This window comes from Bacteroidetes bacterium GWF2_43_63 (genome assembly GCA_001769275.1).
Taxonomy (GTDB): Bacteria; Bacteroidota; Bacteroidia; order Bacteroidales; family DTU049; genus GWF2-43-63.
The window spans coordinates 140,519-153,236 of sequence record MEOQ01000012.1; the positions used below are offsets into that span (position 1 = coordinate 140,519).

General features: G+C 40.5%; 16 protein-coding genes. 2 read left to right on the forward strand and 14 right to left on the reverse strand.

From position 1 onward, the window contains the following. Nucleotides 1–174 precede the first annotated feature (174 nt). On the forward strand, nucleotides 175–525 hold the full coding sequence (locus A2W93_01675; GenBank protein OFY55777.1) for a hypothetical protein: 351 nt from the start codon (nucleotides 175–177) through the stop codon (nucleotides 523–525). A 36-nt stretch (nucleotides 526–561) separates the two neighbouring features. Further along, nucleotides 562–1,077, forward strand: coding sequence for a hypothetical protein (locus A2W93_01680; protein ID OFY55778.1), 516 nt, complete (start codon nucleotides 562–564; stop codon nucleotides 1,075–1,077). A gap of 25 nt (nucleotides 1,078–1,102) precedes the next feature. Here A2W93_01680 and A2W93_01685 read toward each other — a convergent pair whose 3' ends face one another. The 14 genes from A2W93_01685 to A2W93_01750 form a co-directional block, all read right to left on the reverse strand. Beyond that, a complete protein-coding gene (locus A2W93_01685; protein OFY55870.1) occupies nucleotides 1,103–2,179 on the reverse strand; it encodes an arsenical-resistance protein in 1,077 nt (358 codons plus the stop codon). A 73-nt stretch (nucleotides 2,180–2,252) separates the two neighbouring features. Continuing rightward, on the reverse strand, nucleotides 2,253–2,645 hold the full coding sequence (locus A2W93_01690; GenBank protein OFY55779.1) for a four helix bundle protein: 393 nt from the start codon (nucleotides 2,643–2,645) through the stop codon (nucleotides 2,253–2,255). Nucleotides 2,646–2,785: 140 nt separating this feature from the next. Next, nucleotides 2,786–3,616: an arsenite S-adenosylmethyltransferase gene (locus A2W93_01695; GenBank protein OFY55780.1), complete on the reverse strand. Its 831-nt coding sequence runs from the start codon at nucleotides 3,614–3,616 to the stop codon at nucleotides 2,786–2,788. A 53-nt stretch (nucleotides 3,617–3,669) separates the two neighbouring features. Continuing rightward, a complete protein-coding gene (locus A2W93_01700) occupies nucleotides 3,670–4,074 on the reverse strand; it encodes a protein tyrosine phosphatase (protein ID OFY55781.1) in 405 nt (134 codons plus the stop codon). After that, nucleotides 4,071–5,021: a hypothetical protein gene (locus A2W93_01705; protein ID OFY55782.1), complete on the reverse strand. Its 951-nt coding sequence runs from the start codon at nucleotides 5,019–5,021 to the stop codon at nucleotides 4,071–4,073. The genes A2W93_01700 and A2W93_01705 overlap by 4 nt, the downstream gene beginning before the upstream one ends. Continuing rightward, nucleotides 5,018–5,299, reverse strand: coding sequence for a hypothetical protein (locus tag A2W93_01710; GenBank protein ID OFY55783.1), 282 nt, complete (start codon nucleotides 5,297–5,299; stop codon nucleotides 5,018–5,020). Before A2W93_01710 ends, A2W93_01705 begins: the two co-directional genes overlap by 4 nt. A gap of 79 nt (nucleotides 5,300–5,378) precedes the next feature. Continuing rightward, complete coding sequence (locus A2W93_01715) at nucleotides 5,379–6,455, reverse strand: hypothetical protein (GenBank protein OFY55784.1); 1,077 nt, start codon at nucleotides 6,453–6,455, stop codon at nucleotides 5,379–5,381. A 9-nt stretch (nucleotides 6,456–6,464) separates the two neighbouring features. Continuing rightward, nucleotides 6,465–6,683 carry a hypothetical protein gene (locus A2W93_01720; GenBank protein ID OFY55871.1) on the reverse strand — a complete coding sequence of 73 codons (219 nt, stop codon included), beginning with the start codon at nucleotides 6,681–6,683 and terminating at the stop codon, nucleotides 6,465–6,467. Nucleotides 6,684–6,693: 10 nt separating this feature from the next. Further along, complete coding sequence (locus A2W93_01725) at nucleotides 6,694–7,095, reverse strand: hypothetical protein (GenBank protein OFY55785.1); 402 nt, start codon at nucleotides 7,093–7,095, stop codon at nucleotides 6,694–6,696. 3 nt (nucleotides 7,096–7,098) lie between these two features. Continuing rightward, nucleotides 7,099–9,486, reverse strand: coding sequence for a hypothetical protein (locus A2W93_01730; protein OFY55786.1), 2,388 nt, complete (start codon nucleotides 9,484–9,486; stop codon nucleotides 7,099–7,101). Between the two features lie 54 nt (nucleotides 9,487–9,540). Beyond that, nucleotides 9,541–10,884, reverse strand: coding sequence for a permease (locus A2W93_01735; GenBank protein ID OFY55787.1), 1,344 nt, complete (start codon nucleotides 10,882–10,884; stop codon nucleotides 9,541–9,543). 97 nt (nucleotides 10,885–10,981) lie between these two features. Further along, nucleotides 10,982–11,392, reverse strand: a complete 411-nt coding sequence (locus A2W93_01740; protein OFY55788.1) for a hypothetical protein — start codon at nucleotides 11,390–11,392, stop codon at nucleotides 10,982–10,984. 11 nt (nucleotides 11,393–11,403) lie between these two features. Further along, nucleotides 11,404–12,111, reverse strand: a complete 708-nt coding sequence (locus A2W93_01745; GenBank protein OFY55872.1) for a cytochrome C biogenesis protein — start codon at nucleotides 12,109–12,111, stop codon at nucleotides 11,404–11,406. A gap of 210 nt (nucleotides 12,112–12,321) precedes the next feature. Further along, nucleotides 12,322–12,681: a hypothetical protein gene (locus A2W93_01750; protein ID OFY55789.1), complete on the reverse strand. Its 360-nt coding sequence runs from the start codon at nucleotides 12,679–12,681 to the stop codon at nucleotides 12,322–12,324. Between the last annotated feature and the right edge of the window lie 37 nt (nucleotides 12,682–12,718).

Below are 12,718 nucleotides of genomic sequence, written 5' to 3' on the forward strand. Positions count from 1 at the left end.
GGGGTTGCAAGCAGGAAACGCGCGCCCAAAAAGAGCTGCAGATGGCCATCGTAATGGATTTGAAAAAATCAGATTAATACTTCGTAAATGAATTTTTGTACATTTGATTTTAAAACAAATCAGTTTTAATCACTCAATTTTTCAGATTCAAAACACTTTCTAATAAAACGAAAAATGAAAGCATCAAACATCAATACGGCCGTATTCCTTGTATTTGTTTCACTGGGGCTCTTCTTTAGCTCCTGCGAGTCTTACCGGACAGTAGATGTTGTTGTAAAGGATTTTGCGACAAAGGAATGCATTGATTCGGCATTTGTTCAAACAAAAGCAGGGAAAAACAACGACTTTGAAAAAAGCGGCACACAAGGATACACAGATTCGACAGGCCATTTCACCGGTGACTTTATGATTGGTTGCGCTTTCGGATGCTACGACATCATTGTAGAATGCTCCAAGCCGGGTTATAAAAAATACGTTTCGGAAATGAATGTCATGCCTGATACTATTTGGCTATCTAAAGAATAATGCGCTGACGAAAAAATCTGAAATTAAATTTTCTTCATGCAAAAGACTCTGACAATCGTTTACACTATTGCAACTGCTGCGCTGGCCATAATTCTGACCATCATGCACCTTCAGCCGGCGCGGGCGTTGATAAACGTATTCACTACCTATGACGGCAGAGAATATTATATTGCGCCGGTTGTACTCATCACCTGGCTCATACTGCTGTTGCCGATGCTACTCGTTATTCTGATCTCGAAAATGCTCCGCGTAAAAAAAGACGATGAAATAATTCCCGGGAAAACCGGTATTATCGTCATGCGCCAGAAAGCATTTCAAAGCGCAATGGTTGGCATTCCAATTTTCATCAACGGCGCTAAAGCAGGCGTAATCGACAATGGAAAACGAAAGTTTTTCGAAGTCCCGGCAGGCTCTGTAACAATTGTTGCAGGCACAGGAAAGCAGGCTTCAGAATCGCAACAAATAATAATTTCAGAAGGACAAAATGCCCGTTTTTTTCTTCAATTTATTCAGGTCGGGCTGGGGTTAAAATGTCTGTTGATACCGCTATAAATCAACACTACCGCGGTTTTCCAAATCATGATTTAATCTCAAACCACTTCTTTCGATACCAGAAAGCAAGATTTACCAATGCTATCATGACCGGAACTTCAACCAGCGGACCGATGACAGCGGCAAAGGCTTCGCCTGAATTCATACCGAAAATGGCAATGGCAACTGCAATCGCAAGCTCGAAATTGTTACTGGCTGCTGTGAACGAAAGTGTGACTGACTGTCCGTAGGTTGCTCCGATTTTTTTACTGATCCAGAAAGATCCGACGAACATAATCACAAAATAAATCAGCAATGGGATAGCGATCATGATAACATCCATCGGTATTTTTACAATGATTTCGCCTTTAAGCGAGAACATGACAATGATGGTGAAAAGCAGCGCAATCAACGTCAGCGGGCTGATCATCGGAATAAACTTTGTGTGATACCAGGTTTTATCTTTGACTCTGATCAGTATAAAACGGGTCAGGAAGCCAGCTATAAAGGGAATGCCGAGATAAATGAAAACACTTTCAGCAATCTGTCCCATGGTGATTTTTTCTACGACACTGCTAGTCGGAACGCCGAACCAGCCAGGCATTATGGCAATGAAAACATACGCATAGACGGAGAAAAACAACACCTGAAAAATACTGTTGAATGCAACGAGGCCGGCAGCATATTGTGTATTGCCTTTTGCAAGATCATTCCACACGATAACCATCGCAATGCAGCGTGCAAGGCCAATCATGATGATACCATACATGTACGGCAGATTCGCATAATCTTCGCCCGGAAATATTTTAATAAAAGCAATCGCCAGCGCAAACATAAGCAGTGGTCCAACAATCCAGTTTTGAATCAATGACATGGTAAGCACTTTCACGTTGCGGAACACATCGCCGAGCTCTTCGTATTTTACTTTAGCGAGTGGCGGATACATCATGAGGATAAGGCCAATTGCCAGCGGTATGTTGGTGGTGCTGTCCGGCGACGATTTTAATGACTCCCAGAAATCTGCAACTTCAGGAAAAAAATATCCGGATAAGACTCCAACAGCCATTGCGAGAAAAATCCATAAAGTCAGGAATCTGTCTAAAAACTTCAGTCTTGTTTTCATGCTTTTAAATTTGCTGATGTGCTGATATGTTGATGTGCTCAATTTACAAAATAAAATTACGACTCTTAATCGTTTATTGATTATTTGATTGGTTGTTATTTCCACTTGAGAACTCTGTTTTATTTGCTTTTGCTGTTGAAATAATCTTCGACAACAACTTCTTCAGTGATAAAACTTTTGCAGAGAGAGACATGTTTGCAGGATAGTGTGTACTCATCTCACATAACTTTAGCCAGTATTCTGTTTCCGAGGCTTCTTTAAACGCAATTTTAAGCTTGTGAATAAAATCGGCTCTGCTTTCAGCTCCTTGAGCTTCATGTATGTTTGCACCAATAGAAGTTCCACTTCGAAATAATTGATCCGACAGAATGTTTCTGCCTTGCTTCTTCAATAACTCACAAAAATCCATTACTTCAACTGAAAAGACCAGGCTTAGATCAAGCACAACATTGTTTTCTGAGTTCATAATTAAAAATTTAAAAGTTTGCAAATCCAGATTTCAAGTTCCAATATTCCTAATCATCAAAGCGTTTTACACAAATTCAATCCATTGATGCTATAACAACAAAGCACATTAGCACATCAGCATATAAGCACATTACCGAATTAACAACCGCAGCAACAGCAAATGCTTTTACGTTTTTCACCATAGACATTGATGCTTAAAACCTTTGATCCCGAAGAACGAAATTCGGCAATTTCAGCGTCGTTCATGTAGTTTTTCAAAAGGTCATTGCTCAGTTCAATTACATTTTCTTTGTCCACTCTGATATTGACGAAATCAGCATCTTCGAGCATTTTCAGATAATCCTCTTTCAGACTGGCGCCTGAGACGCAGCCTGCATACAATTCTGCAGCTTTTAGAATCGGCTCTGGCAGCGGGCCTGACAAAACAACATCGGAAACGCTGAAATGCCCACCGGGCTTTAAAACGCGGCTCATTTCACGGAAAGCGGCCATTTTATCGGGCACCAGATTCAGTACACAATTACTGATAATCACATCGGCTTTGTTGGATGTAACGGGCAATTTTTCTATTTGTCCGAGACGAAACTGCACATTATTGAACCCAAGTTTCTTTATATTTTCGTTCGCTTTGTCAACCATGTCTGGGGTCATGTCAATGCCGATGACCATGCCTTTTTCGCCCACCAGCGAGCGCGCTACAAAACAATCATTACCTGCGCCGGAGCCAAGGTCGATCACGGTATCGCCTTCTTTTATGTTTGCAAATTCGGTCGGGATTCCGCATCCCAGATTCAGGTCTGCATCGGGATTATAGCCTTCCAGCTTTGTATAGTCATCGCTGAAAATATTAAAAGTTGTACTGTCACCGCAACTGCAGCCACAGCCACATCCCGATGATTCCTTTGCAATCTCGCTGTATTTCTCACGAACCAGCTTTGATAATTCTTCATTGTTTTTGTTGTTTTCCATATTTATTTTCGTTACAGTCGTTACAAACGTTACAAACTCTCATTTTCAAATTTTTAAATGCTGAATTTTTCAAATCGGAGCTGTATCTCATCACGAATTTTTCTGTACACAATCATTTTTTCTTCATCAGTTCCGATAGCATCCGCAGGATCTTCAAAGCCAATGTGCAAGCGGTTTTTCACGGGGCCGGTAAAAACAGGACAAGATTCTTTTGCATTGTCGCAAACCGTAATGACATAATCAAAATATTCCGTGATAAACTGCTCAACCCGTTTCGGAAAATGATTACCAATATCAATTCCTATTTCAGCCATTGCTTTCACAGCATATGGGTTTACCAGCTGTTCGGGTCTGGTTCCTGCTGAAATTATTTCAGCCTCAGGATGCATATTCCGAAGGATGCCTTCGGCCATCTGGCTCCGGCAGCTGTTGCCAGTACATAAGATCAGTATTTTCATATTGACTCCTTTTTTTTACAAGTTTTAAAACTGGCTCTGAATCCTATCTGAGCAGCGAGTTTATTGCCCAACAGTTCCCCATAGAAATACCTGTAAACAGGGCTCTCTACATTGCAAAACAATATTCGGTCAGGACTGAAGGCATATTGGATCCATGGCTGAATCAGAACTGAATAGCTTCCGGTTCCAGCAACAACCTGATCAAACTCGCGGCTATCTTTTCCGCGCACATCAAACACGCCAAACAGGGAAACATTTATTTTTGGAAATACGCGATGCATCAAGCCTGCATTCATTCTTAAAAAAGGGCCATAGCGATAAATCAGATAATCTTTGTTGATTTCGCTGCTAAGCTCAAGCATGGCCTGCAATGCAAATCCCCAGCTCTGATCGGCTGAAAGCCGTTGAAACGATGCCGTCGCAGTCCACCTGAAAGCACCCGATGAAGGTTGAAGTGAAACAGGAATGGTGATTCCGTCAACTGACTGGTGAAATGCACCTACCGGAATTTTAGTACCAGCCGAAAAAGCCAGTTGTGTTACAGGTTTCACTTTTTTGATTGCAATAAATTTCATTCCAACAGTAATATCGCCAATGCCGCTGGTACCAAGCCTGAACGGTTCATCATTGAATGAAAGCTTCTGACTTTTGTCGTAAAAGTAACCAGCCTCGGCTGATAAAGAAATCCGGTTTGAAATACTGTAAGACGTCCACAGATTTTGATAAAGAAAACTGCTTTTCAGAATATACGGGTTGTCGATTTTACTGTCATGAAAAAAATATTGATCCGACAAACTGTATTTCATAGCGGAAGAGACTTGCCATTCACCCTTTGTAGATGAAGACTCAAAGCCGGTTCCAGCGACCGGATTCCCTGCTGAGCAGCATTGTGCATTGAGATCTACACAGCAAAAAAAACATAAAGCAAAAATGAAAAAAAGTTTCATAACACTTTTATCATTACAGTATCCGAAACAGTTCCATATTCATTGCTGACTTTGCATTCTATGGTATTCAGGCCCGTGCATGTGGGACAGGCCCAATAGCGCACTGTAACGGAGTCTTCGCCAATCAGTGTGCCGTGGTTGGTGCTCCACCCATAAGAGAGTCCCGATCCGCGCGTATAAACTTTTATATCTATCTCTTCCCAGACAACCACCACTCGCTTTTCAGGCACTATGCTATCAATGGCAAGATTATCTGATGCCAAAGGTTCATCTGTCATATCACTCTTTTTACAGGATGAAAAAAAAGCGAGTCCAATAACAAGAAATAGAAAAAAGTATTTCATAACTGGAAATGTTTTATCGCTTCACGGCTTTCATTACGGCAGCCGTATCGAGGTGTTCGAAGTTGAGAAAATCGTCCATGAAATTACCGTTGTCCATTACTACAATACGAGGCGGATAATCGGCCTTGCCAAGCAGCTGAAAAAATTCCTGAGGTGGAAGAATGGTATAAGGGAAACGGCCACCAGCGCCTGCAAAGAAGTCGGCGGTCTGACTTTCTTCACCAAAAGCAAGAATATATACACCCGGAAAATCAGCATGCGATTTTTTTAATTGCTGAAGCAGCTTTGAAGACTCCTGACAATGCTCACAATCCATACTGAAAAGACATACTATTTTTTTTCCTGAGTTGAGATCAACAGTTCCGGAATTAAATTTTGTATACTTCGAAAAAATTGAATTCACTTTTTTGCGTCCACTTTGTACAGTTGCTTTTTCTTCAAAGTTCGGTATAGTTTTTACAACTATTTGACCTTTTTCATTAGTAATGGTGTCTAAAACAACAATGGCTGTGTCAACCTCTGTAACCAATGTGTCAGAGACAATTTCCTGCGATGATGGAATGGAAGCGCAACAACATTTTGGAGGCAGAAAAATAAGAATGAATACATAAATCAAAACAAATAATGTTGCTGGCAGCAGAGGTAAATCTTTTTCTTTCGGTTTCGTTTTAATGAAAATGTAAGCAAGCATGGCCATTGCAACAACATTTTTAATAATTGCTTCAAGAGGAGTCATCGGTATGAGTTCGCCGAAACAACCACAGCTTCCGGAATTGCCGGTAGTGAAAATTGTTATTGCCAAATGAATACAGAATGCCAGCAGCAACAAAAAAGTAGCTGGTACAATCCATTTTTTCAAATAGTTATTCTGCAATAATGCAAGTCCGAGAAAAAGTTCAAACCCAACGATAGCCCGCGCCAAAAGCGGAGCATAGCACCAATTGGTTACGCCGATATCAACAATTTGTTTTGCAAAAAGGTCGAGCGCGATTCCTGCAGGCAGCATTTTGCTGAATGCCGAAATAATGAAAAAAACGGCGACAATTATTCGCAGCGACCAGACAATTATTTTTTCGGAATTTGTCTTCATTTTAAAAAATCATTTTACATTTTTTGCGACAAACTTTTTTATTACCGGGGCTAACAGCAAAGCTACTGGCAAAGCCGAGATGAAAGCAATGCCCCAGGCCTTCAGCCAAAGCGATACGAAACTGTTATCAAATCCAAAATTCATATACGTTCCGATAAACGAAACAACCAGCGTCATGATTAGAATCATCAGCGAGAGAAATACCAGCATTTGTTTTTTTGAGTTCATATCCGAAAATTTAGTTTTTGATATCTTTTTCAACAGGAAAGCCATTTTCGATCCAACCCGAAAACCCATCCATCATACAGATTATAGTGCCGCAGTAGTTTAGCTTTTGCAGAATTTCTATAATTGTTTCGGAACGGTTTTCAGTTGTGCAATACACAAAGATACTTTTGTAATCGAGATAATGCATCAGCATTTTCTGGGCGCTATCGCTGAAAGCGTTAAGACAAACTGCGCTCTCTAAATGTCCCAGACAAAACTTTGCACTGTCGCGTCCATCAATAATAACCGATGTATTGGTGTCCAAATCTGCCAGGACTTGTTGTGCATCAACAGAAAATATTCGCTGAATATCCTGAGCTGGCGCAGGTCCAAAGCAAAAGACAAACAAACCAAAACACAGAATTATTTTCATTATTTATAGTTTTAAAATTCCATTATCATTTTCCGGTTCACCATTTTTTCCATTAACCGGTTTGTAAGAATTGAAATTATAAGTAATTCCAAACCATAGAATACGTGTATCGTTTTTACTTTTGTTGTACAAGCTGTAAACACTGTTGTTTGTGTTTACAATCCATTCGCGTGTATTAAAAATATCGGACAAAGTAATACTTGCGGACAATTTGTTTTTCAGAAAACTTCGCTTTATGGAGAAATCGCTGTAATAGATTTCATCCAATCTGAATTGAGGTAACTCGATGGGCGAATTATAACTCAAAAGCAATTGAATATCTGTTTTTTTATCAGGTTTAAAACTCAGCTTAAGATTTCCATTCCATGCAACACCGTCTGAATATAGGGTTGTATTGCCAAAATTACCATCCGATCTTGAATAAAAAGCAGAAAATGCTGTATTTATTGAAAAAAATGGCAATACTTTATACGTCGCATCCACATCCAACCCAGTTTTCATCTGGCTTTCGCCGTTTGCGTAGGTAACCATCAATTTGTCTCCGCTCAAAACCGCCGTCTGAGTAATAAATCGTTTATTGTTACTGAAAAACAAATTGTTTCGAAGCTGAAATTTCTCCTTTATTAATGAATAATTAAACTCCAGCTTATCAATTAGCTCCGGTTTCAGATAGCGGTTTCCGGTTTCGTACGTAATTTGGTCAATTACGACAATATACGGATTCAGTTGAAAATATGCCGGACGGGTAACGCGCCGAGTAATGCTTGCAGAAAGGCTTTGAATTTTGTTTATTTGATATTTGATTAATGCAAAAGGGAAAGGAATCTGGTAATCACTTGATACATTTTCGCCCGTTGACTGCATGTGCAATACCGAGGTGCTGTATTCAAAACGAGCACCCGCCTTATAAAACATCTTTTTCGACAACGAGTCCGAGTACATCAAATAAGTCGAAAAGATATATTCGGAATAAGTAAGATCGTTACTAAAAGAAGTATTAATCAGCCATTCCTCGGTCAGACTGTCTTTATCGTAAAAATGAGAATAAAACGAATTCCATCTCGAAAAGTACTTTGCACCAGTTTCAATACGACCCGATGAAAACAGCGGTCTGAAATAATCCAGCTGAGCAGTTGTATTCTGCGGCTTTCCGCCCCCATCTGACTTTTGCAAATAAATGTCTTCGACAAAATAATCACCCGTTCGTGCACCTCTGGTAAGCGAATACATAATATCAAAGGATAATTCCTGTACGTTTTTGGTAAAAATTCTTTTGTAAGACAAGGTTCCATCTATATTTCTTCTTTTCCAGGAAACATGGTTCAATCGATGAAACTGCCATTCAGTTGTATCGGTGTTTATTTGACTTCCAGTGATTTCCTGCGTATTACGGTTGTCAAATATGACTGATTTAAAAGTCAATGAAATTTGGTTTTTTTTATCAGGAACAAAGGAGACCGACAAACCCATGGAATGCGTAGGATTTTCCAATAAAGAATGAATTTTTTGTTCAGTATTAGCCCCAAGTGAATAAATATCGCGTACCAACACACTGTTGATTTCCGGTTCATCAAAGCGCCCATTATAATTGAAACCCAAAGCCCACCGGCTTTTTCTGTAATTCAAGCCAAGGCCTGTATTGAAACGGTTATTGAAGCCGTAATTCACAGTAAATGCCCCGTTTAAACCTTTACTTTGCTGCTTTTTTGTTACAATATTGATGATCCCTGCGGTTCCTTCAGCATCGTATTTTGAATCGGGATTGGTTATAATTTCAATGCTTTCGACATTTGAAGATGGAATGGCTTCTATCGATGTTAACGTCGTGGGCCGACCGTCCAGTAAAATTAAAATATTGCTGTTGCCCCGCAAGAAAATTTTATTTTCTGCATCAATTGTAATGGCTGGCTGACTTTTAAGAATGTCTGATATACTTCCAGTCGATGCAGCAATATTCTGCGATACATCAATGCTCGTTTTTTCGATGGAAATTTGTTTCTCGACTTTTTCACCCTCAATATTAACTTCATTGAGTGAGAGTGTTGAACTCCCTAACTCAACAGAGCCAATGTTTAATGACGGTGCATCACCAAATGTAAATTCAAGTGTTTTCGAATTATAGCTGACAAAACTGATCTTTATGAAATATTCAGCAGGTAATAATTCAAATTTGAATGACCCATTCTGATTGGTTATCATTCCTGCTATAAGCGAGCTGTCCGACTGCTGATAAATAGCTACCGAAGCGAATTCAACAGGCGATTTTGTTATTGAATCAATTACAATTCCCGATAACACAGCCTTTACAGGGGTCTGTCCAAAGGCAGCCTCTGAATGCAACATGCAAAAAAACACAACGAAAATCCAAAAATTGTTCACCAATGATTTCATTTACAAATTTCGGGTTTCGTTATGTTCTTTGTAATAATTGAGCGCTTACTATGTTTAAAAGAAAAAGCCATAAATCAGTCCTGAAATCGTAGCCATAACAATAACCAGCAGAACGTAAACTACCGTTTTCTGCGTTCCAATAACTCCACGAATGACGAGCATATTGGGGAGAGACAATGATGGACCTGCCAACAAGAGCGCCAGAGCAGGGCCTTTGCCCATGCCTGAAGCGATTAATCCCTGCAAAATCGGCACTTCAGTGAGGGTCGCGAAATACATAAATGCACCGACAATTGAAGCAAACAAATTGGAGAATACTGAATTCCCGCCAACCAGTGAAGAAATCCATTCGTTGGGAATAACACCGGCAATGCTAACGTCGTCGTGGGTGGAGCCCAGCAGAAAGCCAGCAGTAACAACACCAACTGCAAGAAGTGGCAAAATCTGTTTTGCAAAACCCCATGTCGAATAGGTCCACTCTTTATTGTCCTGATCACGTTTATCGAAGAGGGTCATAATGCTGAGTGCCGCAATTCCAACCAGCATGGGAACCAGCGGAGCCAGTTTTGCATTTTCAATAAATTCAAATGCGAGAAATCCGGATAAAGCTGTCAGAATGCCGCCGGCAATCACCCACATCCAATGTATTTTCAGAATGCGAATGAGCGAATACATTAGCAAAATGGAAAAGCCGCCTGTAATCCACCATTTGTAACTCCAGATGTAAAACCATGTGCTGGAAGTGTCATCAGCAGACGGTTTGCCCCAGTTTGCAAAAACCAGAATGAGCACAAGTACAAAGAAATGAAACGAAGTTTGCCACATAGGTCTTTTTTCGGGAGGCAGTTGAATATTCATTTGCTCTTCGCGCTTAAGTTTTTCTTCTTTGCGGTAAATAAGCGACATGGATACGCCAATAATCACACTGAACAAGACAGCCCCAATTGTTCGGGCCACGCCCATTTCGAATCCAAGAATGCGAGCAGTGAGAATAATGGCCAGGATATTAATGGCCGGGCCGGAATACAAAAAAGCGATGGCCGGCCCTAGCCCTGCGCCACGTTTGTGGATACTTGAAAACAGGGGTAAAATAGTGCAACTGCACACAGCCAGAATAGTTCCGGATACAGCTGCGACCGTGTAGGCAAGCCATTTTTTTGCATTCGCACCAAAGTATTTCAGAACCGATCCCTGGCTAACAAAAACAGCAATAACACCTGCAATAAAAAATGCCGGAAGTAAACATAAAACAACATGCTCACGGGCATACCATTTCACCAGATCCAATGTGGCAGCTATGGCCGTATTAAAACGTGCACTTTCAATCGGTAAAAAAAATGCTACTGCAAATACTACAGCAATCCAGAACAGAATTTGTAATTCTTTTTTCTTTTCCATCGTATCTTTTTTTGCATTTCGACAATGCGAAATGAATCATTATATTATTTCAACAATACCGTAATTGTCACTTTCAAATAGCACACGCGCGGAATTATTATTTCTTTTTCTTGCTGAAAGCATTAATACTTTCAACCAACGCAATTTCCAGCTCTTCTTTGTTTTGATCTTTGACAAACTTTTTTATTATATCGGAAATATCAGAGTTCATTTCTTTTTTCTTTTTTATTTTCACAAGCACAACTGTCTGTGACTGCGCTTTGTACTTTTCAACGAGTACTTTATTTGAGTCTTCTGCCAGCTTGACCTCCCTGAAAATAATGTTTCCGTCCGGAAAATTCTTTTGAATTATTGTCTGAAGGTCGGCTTCCAGAGCGTTGCACGACTTGGCTTTACAGCAAGCCAGATTGGCTTTGAAATACAAAACTTCAACACTTTTACCGGACTGTGCAAACACAGCGGTTCCTGCCATTAAGGCAAACAGAAAAATTGCAATTTTAGCTTTCATATTATGACTTTTTATTGAATCCAGAAAATAAAAATGAAGTACAAACCAGCAGCGATAAACAATACCGCAGCGACAAGCCTGAACCATTTTTCGAACACTTTAACCTTGTTGTAAAAAGTTCCAACACCCGACATGCTGAATGCCAGCAGCCATGCGATAATAATGACAGGAAGTCCGGTGGCAATTGCATATACCGGCGGCAGTAATAATCCGTCGGGGCTGGCCACTGTCATTGGGATAAGCATGAGGAAATAAAATACGCCGCTGCTTGGACAAAATGCCAATGCAAACAGAACTCCTAACATAAAAGCCCACCAGGAACTGCCTCCAGCTGCTTTCTGTTCTACTCTGTCTGATAATCCTCCACCCTTTTTTGAAATGCGTATTTTGATTACATTGAGCATCAAAACACCGATTATGAGCAGCAATGGCCCTAAAAACCGCTCGCCATACTGACTAAATAGTTTCGCAACCTTAAATGAACTGGCGCCAAAATAAATGATGACACCCAAACCGGTATAGCTAACCAGACGTCCCAGCGTGTAAAGTAAGCCGTTGTAAAATATCTTTCGTTTCGACGATAGCTCCCGGCTGATGTACCCGATGGCTGTAATATTTGTGGCAAGCGGGCAAGGACTGATGGCCGTCATCAACCCTAGCGCAAAGGCAGCCAGGATGGGATATTGCGCGTTGTCGGCCCAGGTTTGTAAGAATTCTATCATATGGGAGTTTGTAAAGTTTTTAAAGTTGAAAGGTGCTTTTTAGTGGTCTGTTGTGAGTGGTCAATGGTCAATTTTAAATGTCACTTGAATTTCCACATTTCCACATCGGCAAAGCCGCACATTTCCACATTATTTATATTCGTTTTGGAATATACTTCTTCAACGCACTCAGGTCGCTTCACGACGCAGAGAGGTTGAAGAAGGGGCTTATTGCAGCAACATCATTTCATCAATCTTTTCGCGGAGTTTTTCGACAAAGAGTTCGGGCTTCCCGATTTTCGAAAAACCAAGGTCGGTGATGTCGACTATCACTTCTTTGCCTTCAGGAAACAGGCGCGTCAAGACAAGCGTTGAGCCATAAGCGGAATATTTTTTAACCAGTTCTGCATTTTCTTCCAACTCGCAGTCAAAAGTTTTGAAAACAATGATGCCACTGTCAAGTTGATTCTTGTAATAAGTGTTCAACGTTTCAATAGTCACCTGCTCTATTTTTGCACAGGTCTGACAACGAATGGTCATATGGAAATCATAAACAAGCAGCTTGGTGTTTTCAGTCTGCGCCCACATTGACACAGAAACCATCAGGCATGCAGCAAACAATAAA

Excerpts from the sequence above, each read along its gene's own strand:
- A2W93_01675 (OFY55777.1), top strand. The coding sequence starts at position 175 with ATGAAAGCATCAAACATCAATACGGCCGTATTCCTTGTATTTGTTTCA.
- A2W93_01680 (OFY55778.1), top strand. The coding sequence starts at position 562 with ATGCAAAAGACTCTGACAATCGTTTACACTATTGCAACTGCTGCGCTG.
- A2W93_01685 (OFY55870.1), bottom strand. The coding sequence starts at position 2,179 with ATGAAAACAAGACTGAAGTTTTTAGACAGATTCCTGACTTTATGGATT.
- A2W93_01690 (OFY55779.1), bottom strand. The coding sequence starts at position 2,645 with ATGAACTCAGAAAACAATGTTGTGCTTGATCTAAGCCTGGTCTTTTCA.
- A2W93_01695 (OFY55780.1), bottom strand. The coding sequence starts at position 3,616 with ATGGAAAACAACAAAAACAATGAAGAATTATCAAAGCTGGTTCGTGAG.
- A2W93_01700 (OFY55781.1), bottom strand. The coding sequence starts at position 4,074 with ATGAAAATACTGATCTTATGTACTGGCAACAGCTGCCGGAGCCAGATG.
- A2W93_01705 (OFY55782.1), bottom strand. The coding sequence starts at position 5,021 with ATGAAACTTTTTTTCATTTTTGCTTTATGTTTTTTTTGCTGTGTAGAT.
- A2W93_01710 (OFY55783.1), bottom strand. The coding sequence starts at position 5,299 with ATGACAGATGAACCTTTGGCATCAGATAATCTTGCCATTGATAGCATA.
- A2W93_01715 (OFY55784.1), bottom strand. The coding sequence starts at position 6,455 with ATGAAGACAAATTCCGAAAAAATAATTGTCTGGTCGCTGCGAATAATT.
- A2W93_01720 (OFY55871.1), bottom strand. The coding sequence starts at position 6,683 with ATGAACTCAAAAAAACAAATGCTGGTATTTCTCTCGCTGATGATTCTA.
- A2W93_01725 (OFY55785.1), bottom strand. The coding sequence starts at position 7,095 with ATGAAAATAATTCTGTGTTTTGGTTTGTTTGTCTTTTGCTTTGGACCT.
- A2W93_01730 (OFY55786.1), bottom strand. The coding sequence starts at position 9,486 with ATGAAATCATTGGTGAACAATTTTTGGATTTTCGTTGTGTTTTTTTGC.
- A2W93_01735 (OFY55787.1), bottom strand. The coding sequence starts at position 10,884 with ATGGAAAAGAAAAAAGAATTACAAATTCTGTTCTGGATTGCTGTAGTA.
- A2W93_01740 (OFY55788.1), bottom strand. The coding sequence starts at position 11,392 with ATGAAAGCTAAAATTGCAATTTTTCTGTTTGCCTTAATGGCAGGAACC.
- A2W93_01750 (OFY55789.1), bottom strand. The coding sequence starts at position 12,681 with ATGTGGGCGCAGACTGAAAACACCAAGCTGCTTGTTTATGATTTCCAT.